The organism is Pseudomonas syringae group sp. 247E2 (assembly GCF_032587795.1).
GTDB lineage: Bacteria > Pseudomonadota > Gammaproteobacteria > Pseudomonadales > Pseudomonadaceae > Aquipseudomonas > Aquipseudomonas amygdali.
The window spans coordinates 103,838-121,895 of record NZ_JAWHPK010000015.1; the positions used below are offsets into that span (position 1 = coordinate 103,838).

An 18,058-nucleotide genomic window follows, 5' to 3' on the forward strand; every position below is an offset into this window, starting at 1 on the left:
CATCGGTAAAATGGCTGCTTGTACGAAAGGAATTGGCGCAGACAAGTCTCTCGTTTGCGCCACATCTGCTAAACAAGGTTTAATCTGTCTCGTGTCGAAAAGCATTTTTTCGGGCTACTATGAAGTCGTTCACGCTCACCTAAGCAGAAGGACCAGGAGGATTCATGCCTAAAGCCGTCAACAAAGCATTGTCTGAAGAGGCCACTCAAAAGCTTGAAGCTCAGATCCCGGCTCAGGCTTCTCTTGCGACACGGATGGCTTACGAAAAAGCCAAGGCAGCTGGTCGTACCGTTGTGCTTTCCAAGGGCGGATTTATCGTTGCCGAACGAGCAGACGGTACCGAGCAAATTGTTTGTGCTTCCAAACCCCGTCGCAGCGTGAAGGCTGGAGTTTGCTTCAAAATCGGCTCTGGGGCGTCCGCCAGTGCCGGTTCCTAGACTCCGTGTATTTGCAGGGCCAAACGGCTCTGGCAAAAGCACCATTAAGCGTCTTCTTGATCCTGATTTAATCTATATATACGTTAATGCTGACGACCTGGAACGTGAGGCGGGAGAGAACGGTTTCATAGACCTCTCGCCTTTCTCCGTGAGCCTCGATCAGCAAGCGTTTCAAGACTTTTTTACTTCTCATCCGTTGATCGTCAGAGAACAGCTGGGGGCTCAGGCTGAGCATTTCACTGTTGTCGGTCAATCCCTGATGATCGACTCGATCCAGATAAATTCGTACCACTCATCGGTCGTCGCTGACTTCATCCGGCATCAATTGCTTGAACAAGCCGCCAGCTTCACTTTTGAAACGGTTATGTCAGACCGCTCCAAGGTTGATTTCATCAAGAAAGCCAGGTCGTTGGGATACCGCACATACTTGTATTTCGTTTCAACCGAGGCCCCGGAAATCAATATCAACCGGGTTGCCATTCGTGTTGGCGAAGGAGGGCACGACGTTAAGCCAGAAACGATACGTGCTCGTTATCATAGGTGTCTGGCACTGCTTCCTGAGGCCATTCAAGCGTCAAGTCGAGCTTACTTGTTTGACAACTCCGGGGCGGAGGCAGAACTTGAAGTTGAAATCACCGACGCCTTGGCAGTGGAGTACAAATTCGATGATGTGACCGAATGGTGCAGCTCGGCAATTGATGCACTTGACCGGCTTGTCACTCACAGCTGACAGACACTGCAGACCGCAACAGACCTCATGACCTCCTCCAGAGCTTCCGACCTTCACGTCCTCGGCACATTCCTGCCTGACACCGAGCGACTAGGCCCAGCTCCGCACTGCAGGTTCGCTGGTTTTCAGATAATCAACGACCTATCGATGGTAAGGCAGTGGCGTCAGGCAGGTGATATCCAGCGCAATGTTGTTCATGTTTTACGCCCGGACAGTTCTAGATGGCCGTCGCAACTCAACAGCGCCTGTAATCTTTCCTGGCCGACGTCGACCGGAACTATCCACCAGTGGGTACGATTGTCGTAACGGGCACCGTCAGGAATGGTCACGGCTTTACCGGCTTTTGGTGGATGTTTGTCAAAATACGCGTTGATGGATTCAGCAAAAAAATTCGCATCTTTGTCAGGGCAGTGCATTTCGTCGCCATCACCACTTTGCGCCAGCCATGCAACCGAGAGGATCAACAGCACCAATAATACGGCTCGTGTCATTGTGGGCTTCCATTTCCGGAAAGTGCTGACGATAGCGTTAATAGCTGAACAACAACGGGCACGCTGTTTTCCTCTAAAAGACGTTTTGTCCAACTCACGTATCGCATTTTCCCGAATCTGCCGTCCGGTTTTTCTGAAGCTCTTGTGGATAACATCACTACCGGCAAGCGCGACTCATGTGGACTAGGCATATTGACCGGGAAAACCATCGACGTTCCGAACGTGGCAAACGACCGGCGCTTTTCGCAAGAATGGAAAGCGCTCTTCGCCCGACGCGTATAGCAGGTCGCAGAAATCCAACGCGCTTATTCTGGGCGAGCTTGAGCTCCGTATTCGACATCTGTTTCTGACAATTGGCGGTATCGCCAATCTGATCTTGAAACGATCTCCCGACGCCCGTTCACCGGCAAACTCGGCAGAAGCAGCTGATAATCTTCAATGCTTCATGCTTCATGCTTCATGCTTCATGCTTCAATGCTTCATGCTTCATGCTTCATGCCGCCGTCGCGCATCACTGAGCATCGATATCGTCAGTTTGCGCACTTCGAGTTTGCTGATTTCCACATGAGAGCGCAGTAGCAGCAGCGCTTCGTCCCGTTTGCGTGCCTGCAATGCATTGAGGATCGCGGCGTGCTCCAGGTAGGTATGTTCGATACGGGCGCTTTTGAAGAAGTCCAGCCTGCGCACGATGCGAATGCGCTCGGTCACTTCCTGATGAACACGAGCCATTTCCAGATTGCCCGAGGCGGCCACCAGTTGGGTGTGAAACTGTTCGTCGAGGTCTGCGACGACTTGCATGTCGCTCTGCCAGTGGCTGCGATCAATCAGCCAGTGCTGACGCAGCACATTGAGTTCCGGATGCACTTCGTGGGATGCACAGATGCGCTCGACCGCAGCACATTCAAGCACGATGCGCAGATCGTACAACTGGTCGATCTGGTCGAAATCCAGCGGCTTGACTGACCAGCCCCGACGAAACTCGACGTCCAGATATCCCTCACGCTGTAGCCGGTACAACGCGTCACGCACCGGCGTGCGTGAGACCTGATAACGATCAGCCAGCTGGGTTTCAGTGAAGCGGTCGTAGGGCAGTAGATAGAAGTCGAAGATCTCCTGCTTGAGCCGACGATAGACGTCTTCTGCCAGCGCGTTGGTGGTGTTGGGGGAATTCAAGGACGTGGCTCCAGGCTGCTCAGGTCAATGCTGACATGTGCGGCAACGACTTTCCAGCCGCCGTCCAGGCGTGCCCACGTTTGCATCTGCCGTCCCAGACGCTCAGTAACGCCATCGTGAAACTCGGTGCTGACGGTGGCGAAGTCTTCACCGAAGGTGCTCACCACGGTGCGTAATAACTTTCGACCGGGCCCGACTGGCTGACAGTGGCGTCGATAGCGCGCGATGGCTTCGGCACCGTGCAGGTTTTCCGCGACGCCATAGCGAACGGTCTGTTCGGAATTCCAGAAATACGCATCCAGTGTGGTCAGCTCGTTGGCCATCAGGGCGCGCTCGTAATCAGTGAAAGCGTGGGTCACTTCGGCGACGATGTGCGCAATATTGATGTCCATCAGGGTGTACTCCTTGTTTGCAGGGCCTGTTGCAGATCGGCCAGCGACGCTGCACGCCCGACAATCGCGTTTTGTGCGGTGATCATGTCCAGCGTGGCTTGTTTGAAGGTTGGGAAATAGCTTTCGGTCGCATCCTCGATCAGCAGGCAGCGATAACCCCGATCACTGGCTTCGCGCATGCTGGTCTGCACGCAAACTTCGGTGGTAACGCCTGCGAAGATCAAATGCGTGATCCCGGCGTCGGTCAGCCGCTGATGCAGGTCGGTGGCGAAGAACATGCCCTTGCCGGGTTTGTCGATGATCCACTCGCAGGCGAGCGGCGTCAGGCTGTCGATAATCTGATTGCCGGGTTCGCCGCGAATCAGGATGCGGCCCATCGGGCCAGAGTCGCCGATGCGCAGGCCTGGTGAGCCGTGGGCCAGCTTGGCGGGCGGGCAGTCGGCAAGGTCCGCGCTGTGCGATTCACGAGTGTGTATCACCGTGATGCCCTGATCACGGGCCAGCGCCAGCAGTTGTTGCACCGATGGCACGATGGCCTGCAACGGTACGACATCGTTGCCCAGCGCGGCACCAAAGCCGCCGGGTTCGAGGAAATCGCGCTGCATGTCGATGATCACCACAGCGGCACAGGAGGGGGCGAACGTGAAACAGTCCGGACGCGCATTGACGCTGATCATGCCGGTTCTCCGGCAAGCTGTTCGGCACCGGCCATGTGTCGACCCAGCTCGGTTCGATCAGCGGCCGCTGCGCTGGTTTCAAAAACCAGTTCGCCGTCATGAATGACCACGATGCGGTCTGCCAGGCTCAGCAGCTCGTCGAGGTCTTCACTGAGCAGCAGGACTGCTGTGCCGCTGTTACGTGCGTCAATCAGGCGCTGGTGGATAAGCGCGACGCTGGCAAAGTCCAGGCCGAATACCGGATTGGCGACGATCAGCACCGCGACGTCGCGGGTCAGTTCACGCGCCAGTACAGCGCGCTGCACATTGCCTCCCGACAAGGTGCCGATGGGGCGGTTCGGGTCGTTGGGCGAGACCTTGAACTGTTCGATCAGGGTGCGTGCCTGTGCGCCTATTGCACGACGATCAAGACGCCAGCCCTGACGGCACAGCGGCGCCTGGTCGAAGTTGCGCAGGGCCAGATTGTCGGCCACGCTGAAGCTGCCGATACAGGCGTTGCGCAAGGGCTCCTCGGGCAGGCTGAACACGCGCAGGCGCTGCATTTGTTCACGCTGCGCATGATAGGGCTGGCCATCGACCGATATCTGTCCGGCACTGAATGGTCGCTGGCCGAGCAGGGCTTCGGTGAGTTCGCGCTGGCCGTTACCGGAAATACCCGCAACCCCGACGATCTCTCCCGGATGCACCGCCAGAGAAAGGTTTTTCACCGCCAGCGTGCCTTTGTCGCCAGGAACATCCAGAGCTGCCACCTGCAACTGCGGCGGACGAGCCGCCATCACCGGGCGCTCGGTGCTAACCCCGCGAACCTGTGCGTCGCCCATCATCCAAGCTGCCATCTGTTGTGTGGTGGTGTCAGCCACTGCTGCGCTGCCCACCCAGCGACCTTTGCGCAGCACAGTAACGTCATCGGCATAGGTGCTAACCTCGCGAAACTTGTGGGTGATCATCAGCACGGTGAGTTCACCGCGATGCGCCATCGACTGCATCAGCCCCAGCACTTCATCGGCCTCTTGCGGCGTGAGTACCGAGGTCGGTTCATCGAGAATGATCAGCCGACGCTGCAGATACAACTGCTTGAGGATTTCCAGTTTCTGTTTTTCACCGGCGGCCAGGCTGCTGACCGGCCGATGGATATCCAGACGAAAAGGCATCTTTGCCATGAAGGCTTCGAGACGCTCATGCTCGCGGGTCCAGTTGATACGCCACGGCAGATCACCACGTGAGAGCACCAGGTTTTCAGCCACGCTCAGGCCCGGCGCGACGGTGAAGTGCTGATACACCATGCCGATATGCAACTGATGAGAATCGCGCGGTGTGCTGATCGCATGCTCGCGGTTGTTGACCAGAATACTGCCCGATTGCAGCGGGCTGTAGCCGATGATGCCTTTGACCAGCGTGCTTTTGCCGGCGCCGTTGTCGCCGAGCAGGGCGTGGACGGTGCCGGCGCGGACCTTGAACGACACCTCGTCGAGTGCGCGAAACGTACCGAAATGCTTGCTGGCACCAATCGTCTCAAGGCTTGGGGCGTGCATGTTCATGCTCCAAACAGGTCGCGAAACATCGAGGAATGTCCCACTGCGCCGAACACACCGCCCTGCATTTTGACCATGCTCAGTGCCGCCGCATGGTTGGCGGGATCGGTCGCGCCGCAGCAGTCTTCCAGCAGCACGCACTCGAAGCTGCGGTCATTGGCTTCGCGCATCGTGGTGTGCACGCAGACATCGGTGGTAATGCCGGTCAGGATCAGGTTGTCGATGCCGCGTGTGCGCAGGATCAGTTCCAGATCGGTGGCGCAGAAGGAGCCTTTGCCGGGTTTGTCGATAATGATTTCGCCAGGCAATGGTGCCAGTTCTTCGATGATTTCCCAGCCCGGTTCGCCACGCACCAGAATCCTGCCGCAGGGACCTGGGTCGCCTATTCCCGCGCCGATGCGTTGCGAGCGCCAGCGTTTGTTGGCTGGCAAGTCACTGAGGTCCGGGCGGTGGCCTTCTCGGGTATGAATAATGGTGAAGCCGAGCGGGCGCATCACCGCCAACAGTGCCTTGATCGGCTCGATGGGCGCACGGGTCAGCGACAGGTCGTAACCCATGCTGTCGACGTAGCCGCCGACGCCACAGAAGTCGGTCTGCATGTCGATGACGATCAGCGCGGTGTTGTGCGCATGCAATTGCCCGTTCCAGGGCCAGGGGTAGGGCGCCGATGCAATATGACGTTCACTCATGGCATTACTCCTCCCAACTGCTGGGGGTAGGTTTGAAGTCGCGCTCGGGGGCCGCAAACCCGCACGAGCTGCCATCGGTATGCACGACATCGTTTTCCCACGGCAGACGGTACTGGCCTGCGGTCAGATCATGCATGTAGGTGTAAGGACAGTCGCGCGCGCCACCCTTGACCGCCACATAGCCGCGATGGCCGAATTGATAGATGTTGTTCTCCACGCCCCAGTGCACACGGGCCTCACGGACCAGATCGGGGCGCAGTTCGCAGCAGACGATTTCGTCGGCCCGACCGCCGCCTTCAGCCATGATCGTGCCGTCGAAGTCGACGAACATGGCCTCGCCCATGGAATCGAACGTGCCGTCGGAGCCACACATACAGACGCTTGCGGTCTGCATCAGGTTGGTGAAGGCATTGCTCTGGTTGGTGATCTTCCACGAGTGACGGATCGGTGCGGTGTAACCCGCGGTGCGCAGCATGATGTCGGCACCCTTGTAGGCGCACTCGCGAGCCATTTCCGGGAACATGCCGTCATGGCAGATGATCAGCGCCAGCTTGCTGCCGCGCGGTCCGTCGCAGACCGGAATACCCAGATCGCCAGGTTCCCAGGGCTCGACCGGCACCCACGGATGGAGTTTGCGGTAATACAGGCGAATCTCGCCGAGATCGTCGACGATCAGGCCGCTGTTGAATGGATTGCCGTGCGGGTTGGCCTCCATGATCGAGAAACAGCCCCATATGTGCTGCTCCCGGCACGCCTCGCGCAGCGCCAGTACTTCCGGCCCGTCGAGGCTGCACATGATCTCTGGCGCGGTGCTCATCGACAGGCCGTGAAGCGAGTACTCGGGAAACACGATCAGGTCCATGCCCGGATTGCTGCGTCGCGCCTTGGCCACCATGCTGACCACTTTCTGCGTTTGTGCCCACAACGCCTCACGGGTGTGCGGATCAGGCAGCGCCAGTTGCGCTAGGCCGATCACCACACCATTGGGCGACTTGTTCAAACCACCAAGACCACTGGCCATGTGCATGCCTCCTCGAAAAGATCAGTTCATCGCGTCAGACTGAGTTCGCCAGGTGCGCCGTTCAGAGTGCGACCACGGCGGCAGGTGGCGTACATCACCACCAGCGTCAGCGCATAAGGTGCTGCGGCAAACAGGTAGTAGCCGGTGCTGATCCCGACCGCTTGCAGGGCCGGGCCTATGGCTCCGGCAGCGCCGAACAGCAACGATGCCCACAGGCACGCCAGTGGACGCCAGCGGGCAAAGATCACCAGCGCGACGGCCATCAATCCTTGCCCGCTGGACAGCCCTTCATTCCAGCTGCCAGGGTAGTAAAGCGACAGGTAAGCGCCGCCTATTCCGGCCAATCCGCCGCCGACCGCTGTCGCCAGAATGCGCACCTTGAGCGGTCGATAGCCCAGCGCCTGAGCGGTTTCGGCGTGGTCGCCGACCAGGCGCAGCATCAGCCCCCAGCGTGTGGTGCGCAGCCCCCAGTGCAGTACGAATGCCAGCGCTGCGCCGACGAAGAACAGCACATTGATATTCAGCGCCGAACGCACCCGTTCTTCGTCGCTCCAGGCACCCAGCGCCAATGAAGGCAGCATGGGCGCTTGCGGCTGGATAAACGCCTTGCCTAGAAAAAACGCCAGCCCGGTGCCGAGCAGAATCAGCGCGATGCCGAACGCGATGTCGTTGACCCGAGGTAACGAGCACGCCAGGCCGTGCAGCAGCCCCAATAAAATGCCGACCCCGGCGGCAGCGCCAACGCCCAGCCACGCCGAGCCGCTCAGGCACGCCACGGCGTATCCGGACATCGCGCCGGCAACCAGAATGCCTTCCAGCCCCAGATTGATCCTGCCACTTTTCTCGGTCAGGCATTCGCCCAGGCTGACGAACAAAAAAGGTGTGCCGACGCGGATAGCTCCGGCCAGCAGGGCGAGGAGAAAGGTAGTCAGGTCGATATCAGCCATGTTGCAGTGCTCCCTTGTCGAGTGACGCGGGCGACGTCGTCAGCCTGATCTTCCAGGCGGCGATACGCCCACCCAGGGCTTCCCAGAGCAGCAGATTGGTGAACAGCAGACCTTCAAGAATCAGCGTGGTGGCGTCCGGCAGGCCAAGCCGTCGTTGCAGCAGCCCACCACTGGCTTCCAGACCACCCAGCAAAATGGCACAAACGACAATGGCCAGCGGATGATGGCGTGCGGCAAAGGCGACCAGAATGCCACTGGTGCCGTAGCCGGCAATCAGCGCGGCGTTGGCGCTGCCTTGCACTGCGGTGACCTCGAACATGCCGGCCAGACCCGCTGCCGCGCCGCCCAGCAGGCAACTGAGCAGGATCAAGCGGTCTACCGGAAGACCGATCATCAACGCCGTGCGTACGTTGCCGCCGACCACGGCGAGGGCAAAACCCTTGATGCTGTGGCGCACCAGCACATACGCCAGCAGACACGCGACCACGCCCGCCACCAGCCCCCAATGCACCTCGAAACTGTCGCTGATGGTGCCGAGCATATAGGCATCGTCCAGCGGTGGAGTCGAAGGCTTGTTCAGGCTTGCCGGATCGCGTAACGGCCCTTCCACCAACTGCCGGAACAGCGCCAGAGCGATGTAGGAAAGCAGCAGACTGCTGATCGTTTCGTTGACTCCGCGACGCTGGCGCATCCAGCCACTCAGACCGATCCACAGCGCGCCGACGCTCATCGCCGCCAGGGCCATGCAGACGAGCATCACCCCGGGTGACAAAGGGCCGAGCCACAAGGGTGTCACTGCCGCTGCCAGACCGCCCAGTACCAGCGCGCCTTCGCCGCCAATAATGATCAGCCCGGCCCGGGCGGGCAGGGCCACACAGAGTGCGGTCAACATCAATGGCGCTGCACGCTGCAAGGTATTTTCCAGGGCGAACCATGAACCAAACGCGCCTTCGCCGACCAGTTGCAGGGCTTGCCAGGCAGGTTTGCCCTGAACCGCCAGAAACAGCCCGAACAGCACGCACGAGGAAAACACCGCCAACACCGTAGGCAGCCCCGGCAACAGCGCGCTGGCGAGGCGACGCAGACTAATGGATAGGCTCATGAACATTCCTCAGAGCTGGCCAAGTACACCTTCGACCAGGTAATTCATGCTCTCCAGGGCGATGTCGGTCTGGCCTTGTGACACACCATCGGCAATCACCACTGCGCCTTTGTTGTCCTTGAGTGGGCCTTTGAAAATCACGAACTGACCGGCCATCATCTGCGCCTTGATGGCATCCGCTTTCTGTTTGGCGTCGGCTGTTACCGCAGGCCCGTAGGCGGACGTTTTGACGAAGCCTTCCTTCAGCCCGCCACGCAGGAAGTTGATCATCGGCGCGCCGCTCTGGGCTGCCGCGACGTGAGCACGATAAGGCGTCTCCCAGTTCCATTCGGCACCGGTCAGGTAGCCCTTGGGCGCCAGCGCAGCCTGGCTGGCGTGGTAGCCACAGGTCATCACACCGCGCTTTTCAGCCGTCTCGACGATCACCTTGGGGCCGTCGACATGGCAGGTCAGCACGTCACAGCCCTGGTCGATCAGGCCGTTGGCGGCTTCTGCTTCCTTGACCGGCAACGACCAGTCACCGGTAAAAATCACCGTGGTCACGATGCTCGGGTCTACCGAGCGTGCGCCCATGGCAAAGGCATTCAGGTTGCGCAGTACCTGAGGCACAGGCTTGGCGGCGACGAAACCGAGTTTTTTGCTCTTGCTCATGTGCCCGGCAATCACGCCGTTCAGGTATTGCGCTTCGTCGATGTAACCGAAAAAGCTGCCCGCATTGATCGGGTCCTTACCTTTCTGCCAGAGGCCGCCGCAATGCGCGAAACGCACGTCCGGGTACTTTTTCGCGACCTTGACCACATGCGGCTCAAAGTAGCCGAATGAGGTCGGAAAAATCAGTGTCGCACCGTCCTGACGGATCATGGCTTCCATTGTCTTCTGCACGGCCACGGTTTCCGGAACGTTTTCTTCCTCGATCACTTTGACGTTGGGCAGCGTCTTGATGATGGCCGCTGCTTGGGCGTGGGCCTGGTTGTAACCAAAGTCGTCGCGAGCGCCGACGTAGATGAAACCCACCACCAGCGGCGCATCGGCTGAGTAGGCACGACCAAACGGCAGTGCTGCGCTCAGGCCGATAATGCCTGCCAACTTGATGAAACTGCGACGATCAACGTTCGACATGCGTGCTACCCCTGATCAATGAGTGATGGAAGATGTGTGCGCGGCGCGGTAGGCGCGCCAGCCTTTGAAATCAGTGATGTCCAGCGCGCCCTCAAGGCCGGCTGGCTCACAGATGAAACCCTTGACCCACTGGCCGTCGGCCAATTGCAGAGAACCAATGCCCAATGGCGCGGGAATCGCGGCGACGAAGGCCCCGAACAGGTTCAGCGGCATTTCCCAGACCTCGACTTCGATGCGCTCGCCCTGGTCAGGCACACGCACCAGGCCCGGCTTCGGTGGCGAAGTCCCGGCCAGTGCATACAACCGGTAATCTGCGCTGGTGGTTGTGATACGCAGCAGACGGGCACTGCCTTCGAGCAATTGCCAGTTGAGCGGCTGGCCGACGAGGTGCGCGCCGACAACCGCGACCTGCACGACAGGGCTGTTGCGGGGCAGGGGTGCCATCGCGACGGCTTCGCTCTGGTCTGCCTTGCCGAAGAGTGGCTGCCAGGCTGCGGCTATTTCTGCCAGGCGTTGGTCGGCACCGGCGGGGCCGATCAGCGTGATGCCCGCAGGCAAACCGTCGGCACGGCGCTCTGCCGGGACGGCGAGGGCGCACATATTCATCAGGTTAACGAAGTTGGTGTAATAGCCGAGCTGTGAATTGAGCTCGACCGGATTGGCGAGCACTGCATCAATGGTCGGCATACAGGGCGCCGTCGGGACCACCAGCACATCGACCCCGGCCAGCAGTTGCTGGGCTGTTCGCGTCAGTTCCGCCAGTCGATAGCGGGCATTGAATGTGTCCACGGCATCAAACGAAGCGGCGCTCTGCAGGATGCCGCGCACCACTTGGTGAACATCGTCAGCATGGGTGGTGAAGAATTTGCCTACCGCTGCCCTTCGCTCGGCCACCCATGGGCCTTGGTACAGCAGGGCCGCCGCTTCGGCGAAGACATCGAAGTCGATGGGTTCGACAGTCACCAGCGGGTCGCTTTGCAGGGCTTCCAGGGTTTTGATGTAAGCCGTTTGCGCCTGAGCATCACCGAAGAACTCGCAGTGCCTTGGCACCGCGACACGCCGAGCCCTGCGCTGCACCGCCAATGCCTGCACGGCCACACTGGCCGGGTCGAGCGGATCATAAGCCGCGATGACCTGCGCCACTTGCCAGGCTTGTAGCACATCCCCGGCAAATATCGACGAGCAGTCCAGCGTGCGGCAGGCAGGCACGACGCCTCGGCTGCTGAACAGGCCAAGGCTGGGCTTGAGCCCCACGATACCGTTGAAACCGGCGGGTACTCTGCCTGATCCTGCCGTGTCCGTGCCCAGTGCAAAACTCACGTAGCCACGCGCGACGGCCACCGCCGAGCCGGAGCTTGAACCGCCGCTGACGTAGGCCGGGTCGTGGGCATTGCGCACGGCCCCATAGGGCGAGCGGACACCCACCAGACCGGTGGCGAATTGATCGAGATTGGTCTTGCCCATCAGTATCGCGCCACTGTCGAGCAGTAGCTGGACGACGTGAGCATTTTCCTTGGGCGTGTAGGCGAAAGCCGGGCACGCAGCCGTGGTCGGCATTCCGGCCACGTCAAAATTGTCCTTGACCGCAAACGGCACGCCGAACAGCGGCAGTTGCTCATACACCGAATCGCCCGCTTCTGCGGCAATGCTTTCCAGCGTCTTCGCCCTTTCAAGAAGCTGCGTCACGGGCACGCGATGAATCCAGACTTCCGCCCGGTCATCCGCATCAATGTGCGCCGTCAGGGTTTGCACAAGTGCCGTCAGGGTTGTTTGACCTGAACGTAACGCCGACTGAAGTTGGAAAATATCGAGTGCGGTCATAGTGGTGTTCATTCATGTATACAAGATGAACTGGCACGTTTGCACGTTATGGGCCAAGGTTGACCGAAGGCGGATTGGCAGGGGATTAAAGGCTGTTAGCGAAGTTTTTTGACGCAGTCATGCGTCATCTTTGCGCTTGAACGCGGCAATGTGCACAACGATGGATCACGGCATATCCATTGTGCAGGCAGTGGTGGCGTCAGCCGGACAACCGGTTTATCGGTCTCCGCTGACGTTAATGCGTTTGCCTCAACTCTGGCAGAACCTGATGCGGTTGCCGAACGGATCGCAGACTTCAAGTACCTGGCCCCAGCCCTGCTGAACAATGCCGGGTCGTGCATAACCGTACTGCTTGCCAAGCAGCTCATCGCGCAATTGCTCGATGTTTTGAGTGGGAATAAACACCGCAGCCCCCGGACAGGCGTCGCCGTGATGTTCAGAAAGGTGCAAATGCAGCCCGTTGCGGCTGATCCCCAGATACAACGGCAGATCGGCCTCGAAACGATGCTCGAATTCGACGCTGAAACCGAGAAAGTCGAGGTAGAACTCACGCGCTTTGCGTTCGTCGAACATCCGCAGGATCGGGATGGCACTGTCGAAAGTCACAGTGGCTTGCTCGGTCGTGGACATGACTATTCCTTTATTGAAAACGATCGATTGTTTGATGTTTGCAGGCGATGCATGTTTGCTGACCCGGACTTGCCATCCAGAGCCTCAGCCTGATGCGGTCAGGCCGCAGGTTTGACCGGGAATGAGACGAAAGGCTTTATCTCCTTCAAGACGAACATGCTCTGCATCTCTTTAATCCCAGGGAGCCTTCTGACCACCGTCATGGCGAAGTCGGCAAACGAATCCAGGTCGCGTGCCACCACCTGAAGCAGAAAGTCGGCATCTCCGCCGATGCTGTAGCACGCCACGACGTTCTCCAGTTGCATGACTTCCTGCTCGAATTTTCTTGCCTCGGCTTCACTGTGAGAGTCGATGCTGACCCGAATGAACACCATGACACCCAGCCCGATCTTGCGACGGTCCAGCACCGCTCTGTAACCCAGCACATAGCGATGTTCTTCAAGTTGTTTGACCCGTCGCCAGCAGGGCGAGGCAGACATGCCGATCTGATCGGCCAGGGTCTGATTGGTGATCCGGCCGTCCTGTTGCAGGGCCGTGAGGATCCTTACATCAGTAGGGTTCAACGTCTGATAGGTCATAAATTCCGCAACTCCCTGTGGATGGGGGGAATTCTACCTAATTCGGTGATGCTGACAATCAGAATAGATCATTTCTTCCTGTTTAAAGCGTGTAGTATTTTTTCAGGCAAGGCTTGGTAAACGTCTCATCCATACACTGTTTGCATACAGCTGGGTTGTTTAAAAATTGCATAGGGGCAGGCCCGCTTATCAATAACTCTGTAAACGTTGTGGGCTATAAACAAGGACGATGCATGATTCTCCACTTGGTTTTTTTCAAGTTTCACGAGCCTTTTCAGTGGTGTGACAATGAAGTCATTGAGGCAGAGGCTGCCACCCGTCGACACCCGCACCATATTAACGAGATTGCAGGCTGGGCCTGTGGAAGAAATATAAGCGTTCGTAAAAGAGCCATGGATTTTGTGGCTATGGGCTTATTTGAAAGTCAGGAAGAACTTTCAAGTTTTCTTATTCATCCTGATCATCAGGACGGTGTGCTCAAGTGGCAAAAGATCGCCAGTTGGCAGGTCGTGGACATTGATATTACTAGTGAAACAACGCATTGGTCAGGGCTGCTCGAGGGCTGGGCTGACGTTGTCAGGTCACCGCTCGATGCCTTGAGCGTTTCTCGATAGTTTGAGGGGGGACCATGAATTTTGATGCGACACTTCATAAGTGTGTAATCGTTGTTGATAAGTCGCTGGGTCTGGGGCATGCCGCGAACGCAGTTAGCGTCATCGGCGTCAGCATGGGGCGTTCCGTAGACGGGCTGGTAGGCCCGGACATGCAGAGCCGCGACAGTGTCAACTATCCCGGCGTTATCTACGCGCCTTTGCCGATCCTGTTGTCTAGCAATGAAAGCCTGCGCGAGCTTCAGGAAAAAGCCTTGGCCGACGATGAAATTTTCAGCATTCCTTTCAGCGCACTGGCGCAGTCCTGCAAAACCTATCAGGAGTATGAGTCACGAATCTCCGAGGCGGACAGTTCGTCCATCGAGTTGGTCGCGATCGGGCTGATAGGGCCGAAGAAAAAGATAAGCAAACTGTCAGGAAACTTTCCGCTGTTCAAGTAAATATCTTAATGACAAGGAGGTTGGCGTGTACGCTTTATTCAAACCGGATCTTCTAGAGTTGGCGCGTGCCACGTACCAGCAGCATGCGTTGTTTGAAAACGATGGTATCTCCCTTGAGGAGTTAAGGTCTATCCAACTCGACCGCCTCAGGCAAACACTTCGTTACGTCAAAGCCCATTCTCCGTTTTATCGCGACCTGTTGTCCCCTTCGGACGCTGCATTGGGCACTCTGGACTGGCACGCTTTCCGTCAACTGCCATTTACGACGAAAGATGACTTGCGCACGGCAGGTCACTTCATGCTCTCTGCTCCGCTGCCCGATGCCTGGATCTATTACGAAACCACCGGTACAACAGGAGCGGCCACGCCCTGTCCGCGTAACGAGCGGGATTCGATATTCAACAACACCCCATTGATACTTCGTTACGAGGCGCTTTTCAAGGCTCACGGCGAACGACACATAGTCGGTGTCATGGGGCCTACGGAGCTTCACTCCACCGGAGATACATTCGAGGACGTCTGTCGAAGTCTGGGGCACACGGTAGTGAAAATGTGGCCGCGATCACCTGTCGTCGGGATGGAACGTGCCATTACGTTGATCAGGGAACTGAAAATCTCCGCACTGGTGTGTACTCCCGCAGTTGCAATCAGCCTGGCAAGGCATTTGATCAACAAAGGGCAGACCCCCTCATCGCTGGGTGTGAAGTTGATATTCACGTTGGGTGAACTCACCACCCCTGGCTTGTTGCGCAACATTGGCGATGTATGGAACAGCGCGGTTTACAACTGTATGTACGCATCCCAGGAGTCTTCCATTCTCGCCGCGTGTGACAAGCAGGGGCATTTGTGCACCGTGCCCTTGAATGTTGTCTATGAAGTGGTCAATCCGATCACCGGCGAAGTCCTGGAACCGAAAGACGGCCAGATGACCGGTGAACTGGTTATCACGCACCTCTATCAGGGCCAAAAGCCCCTTATTCGGTATCGCACCGGAGACACGGTCAGAGCCCGGGTTCTGAATCAGGGCAAGTGGCAGATCATCCCGATCGGACGGCTCAGAGACACGCTGGTTATAAACGGACGCAACCATTGCGCCTACGACGTCGAAGCAGCGCTGTTCGAGCATCTCACAGGCTGTCTGGATTATCACATCCAGGTCGAGACCGTGTCGGGTGTCGATAAATTAAGCGTTACTATCGAGTTGCAGCCCAATAGCGAAGCCCGAAATGACCTGAACGCTGTAGCCGGCTTTATGGAGACTGCACTCGGTGTTCCCGTAAGTATTACTGTCGGCCCTACCGACGCTGTGACTGGCACGGCAGCGATGGTCAGCTGGAAAGCTGCCCGACTCCATGACAAACGTACGGGCGGCGATAATCTGGAGCGTGATACCGCCTTGAAGATCGCTGCACGGAGGGCCTGACCATGGTCGACGTGCCGCTCAACACTAAAAGTAGTCCGCGCAAACCTCACCCATGGGTGTACCTGGATGATCGTTTTGTCGCCGCTGCAGAAGCTCTGGTTCCAATCACGACCCAGGCATTTAATTACGGCACTGCGGTGTTCGAGGGTATACGCGCTTACGTTGCTGATAACGGCGAGCTGAATGTCTTCAGGCTCGACGATCACCTTAAACGTATGGAGAACTCAGCCAGGTTGCTGCAGTTGGACAGCCTGCCTGGCCGCACTGAACTGAAGGAAATAATTCTTGATTTACTGCGTCGCAATGAGGCGCTGACCGACTGCTATATCAGGCCCATGGCCTATAAAAAAGCGCTGCTGCCCGGCGTTGGTTTTGGTGTAAAGCTGACCGGCGTCAGCTCAGGGCTGGTGATCAATACTCTGGCAATGGGCGCCTACATGCCCGCTGCCGGCATCCGCTGCGCCGTTTCGAGCTGGCGACGCATCCCGGATGTATCTCTTCCTTCGCGAGCGAAAATCACCGGTAGCTATGCCAATTCGGCGTTGGCCATGGAGTCGGCGCAACGCAACGGTTTTGACGATGCGTTGATGTTGAATATTCACGGCAATCTGGCCGAGTCAACCACCTCCAATGTGTTCGTGGTCAAGGATGGATGCCTTATCACACCGCCTCTCAGTGCACACATTCTAGAGGGCATTACCCGTGATTCGATCATGACCCTGGCCAGAGAAACATTAGGATTAAGCGTGGTGGAACGAGACATTTCGTTTTCCGAATTGTATTCGGTCGACGAGTGCTTTCTTGCTGGCACAGGGGTCGAGATCGTACCCGTGACACAGATTGATCACTACGTATTGCAGGACCACAAAGTGGGCAAAGTAACCGGCGCGCTGAGAAGCCTCTACCTGCAAACGGTAAAAGGTTCGCATAGCCGATATGCCCACTGGCTGAGCCCCTTGCACAATCGAACATCCGGAGATTTATGACAATGGACAGTAAATTCCTGAATTTGAGTGTAGGCGACTGGCGCGAGGTGATGATTCATACATTGGGGCCGAGTGGAACCAGTAGTGAAGCAGCTGCTGGTTTTTTTACCGAATGGCTTGGCCAGCGCTTTCCTGAATCACAGGTGCAGATCAACCTCAGTGACTCTTATGAGCATGCCTGCTCAGCGATGGACGAGCGCATCCCCGGGGTACTGATCGTGGCCAACGCCTATCCGCAGATTCATAACTTTTATATGAACCCGCGGTTAAGCCTTGTAGCCACTTTCGTCTTCGATACCCCAGAGTATGGCCTGGTGAGCAAGGGGCAGTTGAATACCAGAAAACTGACGATAGCGACTCATCCCGCTCCGCTGATGCTGATTCAGGAGTTGCTGCCTGACGGTTTTGAAGTCGACTCGGTGATCTTTTCGCTGTCTACCAGCGCCGCTGCGGCTGCGGTAGCCAGGGGTGAAGTTGACGTTGCGTTGACCACCGAGGTGGCAGCCCATATCCATGGGCTTCAGTTCATATCGAAGACTCGCCCCATCCGCATGCTCTGGTCCGTCTTCGCGCCGATCCGGTGGAGCACTCAACCCGTTGAAGTCAGCGCACGCTACCGCTGATTCCCCAAACATAAGGCCACCTGGTCAAGCCGGGTAGCCCCCGAATCACTTTTGATCGAGGTCATCATGACTGTCTTGAAGCTCCACACGATCGATTCTGCCCCCCTGAAAAGTAAAGCGTTGCTTCAGAGTTCAATCGACAACTTTGGCTGGATCCCCAATCAAAGTGCCTATATGGCCGAGTCGCCTTCATTATTGGGCGCTTACCAGCGGGCGCATGACCTAGTTATCGAAAGCTCGTTGAGCGAAGAGGAAAAGGCTGTGGTCTGGATAACCACAGGGGTGGAAAACACGTGTTCCTATACCATTCAGGCGCATGCCTTCATTGCCTTGTCCAAGGGCGTCGATCAGTCCGTGGTCGATGCATTGGCTCATCAGCCTGCGCACCTGAATGTCCGTTTGCGGGCATTGCGCGAGTTTACCCAGCAAGTGATCAACTGCCGTGGCCGCTTGAGCGGGGCAGCCGTAGAGGCCTTACTCAAAGCGGGCTTCAGTAAACAAAACATGCTGGACGTTATTCTCGCTGTCGCACAGAAAAACATGTCAACGATCCTGAACAGTATTGCCGGTACTGAAATCGATGAGCGGTTCAAATGGGAAGCCTTTCAAGGGCTCAACACAGTGTCCGAGGCTTGA

General features: G+C 57.6%; 21 protein-coding genes and 1 pseudogene. 9 read left to right on the forward strand and 13 right to left on the reverse strand.

Annotated elements, in window-relative coordinates; all coding sequences use genetic code 11:
- Window positions 1-164: 164 nt before the first annotated feature.
- Both RYC18_RS15640 and RYC18_RS15645 read left to right on the forward strand, forming a co-directional pair.
- Entirely contained in the window at window positions 165-437 is a 273-nt protein-coding gene (locus tag RYC18_RS15640; protein ID WP_005745863.1) for a hypothetical protein, read from the forward strand.
- Window positions 424-1,167 carry a hypothetical protein gene (locus RYC18_RS15645; RefSeq protein WP_005745864.1) on the forward strand — a complete coding sequence of 248 codons (744 nt, stop codon included), beginning with the start codon at window positions 424-426 and terminating at the stop codon, window positions 1,165-1,167. The genes RYC18_RS15640 and RYC18_RS15645 overlap by 14 nt, the downstream gene beginning before the upstream one ends.
- Window positions 1,168-1,361: 194 nt before the next feature.
- Here RYC18_RS15645 and RYC18_RS15650 read toward each other — a convergent pair whose 3' ends face one another.
- Window positions 1,362-1,658, reverse strand: a complete 297-nt coding sequence (locus RYC18_RS15650) for a hypothetical protein (protein ID WP_005745865.1) — start codon at window positions 1,656-1,658, stop codon at window positions 1,362-1,364.
- A 63-nt stretch (window positions 1,659-1,721) separates the two neighbouring features.
- Here RYC18_RS15650 and RYC18_RS15655 point away from each other — a divergent pair.
- A pseudogene (locus RYC18_RS15655) lies at window positions 1,722-2,058 on the forward strand (hypothetical protein); the annotation flags it as partial.
- An 86-nt stretch (window positions 2,059-2,144) separates the two neighbouring features.
- Here the strand turns inward: RYC18_RS15655 and RYC18_RS15660 are convergent.
- From RYC18_RS15660 to RYC18_RS15715, 12 genes are all read right to left on the reverse strand, one after another.
- Entirely contained in the window at window positions 2,145-2,831 is a 687-nt protein-coding gene (locus RYC18_RS15660) for a GntR family transcriptional regulator (protein ID WP_005745866.1), read from the reverse strand.
- The gene (hpxZ, locus tag RYC18_RS15665) at window positions 2,828-3,223 is read right to left on the reverse strand and encodes an oxalurate catabolism protein HpxZ (protein WP_316886459.1); all 396 of its coding nucleotides are present in this window, start codon (window positions 3,221-3,223) and stop codon (window positions 2,828-2,830) included. The genes RYC18_RS15660 and hpxZ overlap by 4 nt, the downstream gene beginning before the upstream one ends.
- Window positions 3,223-3,900 (reverse strand): cysteine hydrolase family protein, encoded by a 678-nt coding sequence (locus tag RYC18_RS15670; RefSeq protein WP_054071372.1) that lies wholly within the window; start codon window positions 3,898-3,900, stop codon window positions 3,223-3,225. Before RYC18_RS15670 ends, hpxZ begins: the two co-directional genes overlap by 1 nt.
- Window positions 3,897-5,438 (reverse strand): ABC transporter ATP-binding protein, encoded by a 1,542-nt coding sequence (locus RYC18_RS15675; RefSeq protein WP_316886460.1) that lies wholly within the window; start codon window positions 5,436-5,438, stop codon window positions 3,897-3,899. The genes RYC18_RS15670 and RYC18_RS15675 overlap by 4 nt, the downstream gene beginning before the upstream one ends.
- The gene (locus RYC18_RS15680) at window positions 5,435-6,121 is read right to left on the reverse strand and encodes an isochorismatase family cysteine hydrolase (protein ID WP_316886461.1); all 687 of its coding nucleotides are present in this window, start codon (window positions 6,119-6,121) and stop codon (window positions 5,435-5,437) included. The genes RYC18_RS15675 and RYC18_RS15680 overlap by 4 nt, the downstream gene beginning before the upstream one ends.
- Window positions 6,122-6,125: 4 nt before the next feature.
- Entirely contained in the window at window positions 6,126-7,142 is a 1,017-nt protein-coding gene (locus RYC18_RS15685) for a formamidase (protein ID WP_005745871.1), read from the reverse strand.
- Window positions 7,143-7,168: 26 nt separating this feature from the next.
- Entirely contained in the window at window positions 7,169-8,089 is a 921-nt protein-coding gene (locus tag RYC18_RS15690; protein WP_005745872.1) for an ABC transporter permease, read from the reverse strand.
- Entirely contained in the window at window positions 8,082-9,191 is a 1,110-nt protein-coding gene (locus RYC18_RS15695) for an ABC transporter permease (RefSeq protein WP_005778208.1), read from the reverse strand. The genes RYC18_RS15690 and RYC18_RS15695 overlap by 8 nt, the downstream gene beginning before the upstream one ends.
- 9 nt (window positions 9,192-9,200) lie before the next feature.
- Entirely contained in the window at window positions 9,201-10,310 is a 1,110-nt protein-coding gene (locus tag RYC18_RS15700) for a BMP family ABC transporter substrate-binding protein (RefSeq protein WP_005778210.1), read from the reverse strand.
- Between the two features lie 15 nt (window positions 10,311-10,325).
- Complete coding sequence (gene atzF / locus RYC18_RS15705; RefSeq protein ID WP_005778213.1) at window positions 10,326-12,131, reverse strand: allophanate hydrolase; 1,806 nt, start codon at window positions 12,129-12,131, stop codon at window positions 10,326-10,328.
- A gap of 249 nt (window positions 12,132-12,380) precedes the next feature.
- The gene (locus RYC18_RS15710) at window positions 12,381-12,761 is read right to left on the reverse strand and encodes a glyoxalase superfamily protein (protein ID WP_005778215.1); all 381 of its coding nucleotides are present in this window, start codon (window positions 12,759-12,761) and stop codon (window positions 12,381-12,383) included.
- 98 nt (window positions 12,762-12,859) lie between these two features.
- Window positions 12,860-13,339, reverse strand: a complete 480-nt coding sequence (locus tag RYC18_RS15715; protein WP_005745878.1) for an Lrp/AsnC family transcriptional regulator — start codon at window positions 13,337-13,339, stop codon at window positions 12,860-12,862.
- 233 nt (window positions 13,340-13,572) lie between these two features.
- Between RYC18_RS15715 and RYC18_RS15720 the strand changes: the two genes are divergently transcribed.
- Genes RYC18_RS15720 through RYC18_RS15745 form a run of 6 tightly spaced genes read left to right on the forward strand, consistent with a single transcriptional unit; the run spans window position 13,573 to window position 18,058 of the window.
- The gene (locus RYC18_RS15720; protein WP_005743264.1) at window positions 13,573-13,953 is read left to right on the forward strand and encodes a Dabb family protein; all 381 of its coding nucleotides are present in this window, start codon (window positions 13,573-13,575) and stop codon (window positions 13,951-13,953) included.
- Between the two features lie 14 nt (window positions 13,954-13,967).
- Window positions 13,968-14,390, forward strand: coding sequence for a DUF2000 domain-containing protein (locus tag RYC18_RS15725; protein WP_005743265.1), 423 nt, complete (start codon window positions 13,968-13,970; stop codon window positions 14,388-14,390).
- Window positions 14,391-14,415: 25 nt separating this feature from the next.
- Window positions 14,416-15,813 carry a phenylacetate--CoA ligase family protein gene (locus tag RYC18_RS15730; protein WP_316886462.1) on the forward strand — a complete coding sequence of 466 codons (1,398 nt, stop codon included), beginning with the start codon at window positions 14,416-14,418 and terminating at the stop codon, window positions 15,811-15,813.
- Between the two features lie 2 nt (window positions 15,814-15,815).
- Window positions 15,816-16,799, forward strand: a complete 984-nt coding sequence (locus tag RYC18_RS15735) for a branched-chain amino acid transaminase (protein WP_005743267.1) — start codon at window positions 15,816-15,818, stop codon at window positions 16,797-16,799.
- 2 nt (window positions 16,800-16,801) lie between these two features.
- A complete protein-coding gene (locus RYC18_RS15740) occupies window positions 16,802-17,422 on the forward strand; it encodes a bacilysin biosynthesis protein BacA (protein WP_046835320.1) in 621 nt (206 codons plus the stop codon).
- Between the two features lie 51 nt (window positions 17,423-17,473).
- A complete protein-coding gene (locus tag RYC18_RS15745) occupies window positions 17,474-18,058 on the forward strand; it encodes a carboxymuconolactone decarboxylase family protein (RefSeq protein ID WP_227024861.1) in 585 nt (194 codons plus the stop codon).

Coding starts and splice junctions, on each gene's coding strand:
- RYC18_RS15720 (WP_005743264.1), top strand. CDS start 13,573: ATGATTCTCCACTTGGTTTTTTTCAAGTTTCACGAGCCTTTTCAGTGG.
- RYC18_RS15640 (WP_005745863.1), top strand. CDS start 165: ATGCCTAAAGCCGTCAACAAAGCATTGTCTGAAGAGGCCACTCAAAAG.
- RYC18_RS15725 (WP_005743265.1), top strand. CDS start 13,968: ATGAATTTTGATGCGACACTTCATAAGTGTGTAATCGTTGTTGATAAG.
- RYC18_RS15710 (WP_005778215.1), bottom strand. CDS start 12,761: ATGTCCACGACCGAGCAAGCCACTGTGACTTTCGACAGTGCCATCCCG.
- RYC18_RS15700 (WP_005778210.1), bottom strand. CDS start 10,310: ATGTCGAACGTTGATCGTCGCAGTTTCATCAAGTTGGCAGGCATTATC.
- hpxZ (WP_316886459.1), bottom strand. CDS start 3,223: ATGGACATCAATATTGCGCACATCGTCGCCGAAGTGACCCACGCTTTC.
- RYC18_RS15650 (WP_005745865.1), bottom strand. CDS start 1,658: ATGACACGAGCCGTATTATTGGTGCTGTTGATCCTCTCGGTTGCATGG.
- RYC18_RS15690 (WP_005745872.1), bottom strand. CDS start 8,089: ATGGCTGATATCGACCTGACTACCTTTCTCCTCGCCCTGCTGGCCGGA.
- RYC18_RS15695 (WP_005778208.1), bottom strand. CDS start 9,191: ATGAGCCTATCCATTAGTCTGCGTCGCCTCGCCAGCGCGCTGTTGCCG.
- RYC18_RS15740 (WP_046835320.1), top strand. CDS start 16,802: ATGGACAGTAAATTCCTGAATTTGAGTGTAGGCGACTGGCGCGAGGTG.
- RYC18_RS15735 (WP_005743267.1), top strand. CDS start 15,816: ATGGTCGACGTGCCGCTCAACACTAAAAGTAGTCCGCGCAAACCTCAC.
- RYC18_RS15685 (WP_005745871.1), bottom strand. CDS start 7,142: ATGGCCAGTGGTCTTGGTGGTTTGAACAAGTCGCCCAATGGTGTGGTG.
- RYC18_RS15675 (WP_316886460.1), bottom strand. CDS start 5,438: ATGAACATGCACGCCCCAAGCCTTGAGACGATTGGTGCCAGCAAGCAT.
- RYC18_RS15680 (WP_316886461.1), bottom strand. CDS start 6,121: ATGAGTGAACGTCATATTGCATCGGCGCCCTACCCCTGGCCCTGGAAC.
- RYC18_RS15715 (WP_005745878.1), bottom strand. CDS start 13,339: ATGACCTATCAGACGTTGAACCCTACTGATGTAAGGATCCTCACGGCC.
- atzF (WP_005778213.1), bottom strand. CDS start 12,131: ATGACCGCACTCGATATTTTCCAACTTCAGTCGGCGTTACGTTCAGGT.
- RYC18_RS15670 (WP_054071372.1), bottom strand. CDS start 3,900: ATGATCAGCGTCAATGCGCGTCCGGACTGTTTCACGTTCGCCCCCTCC.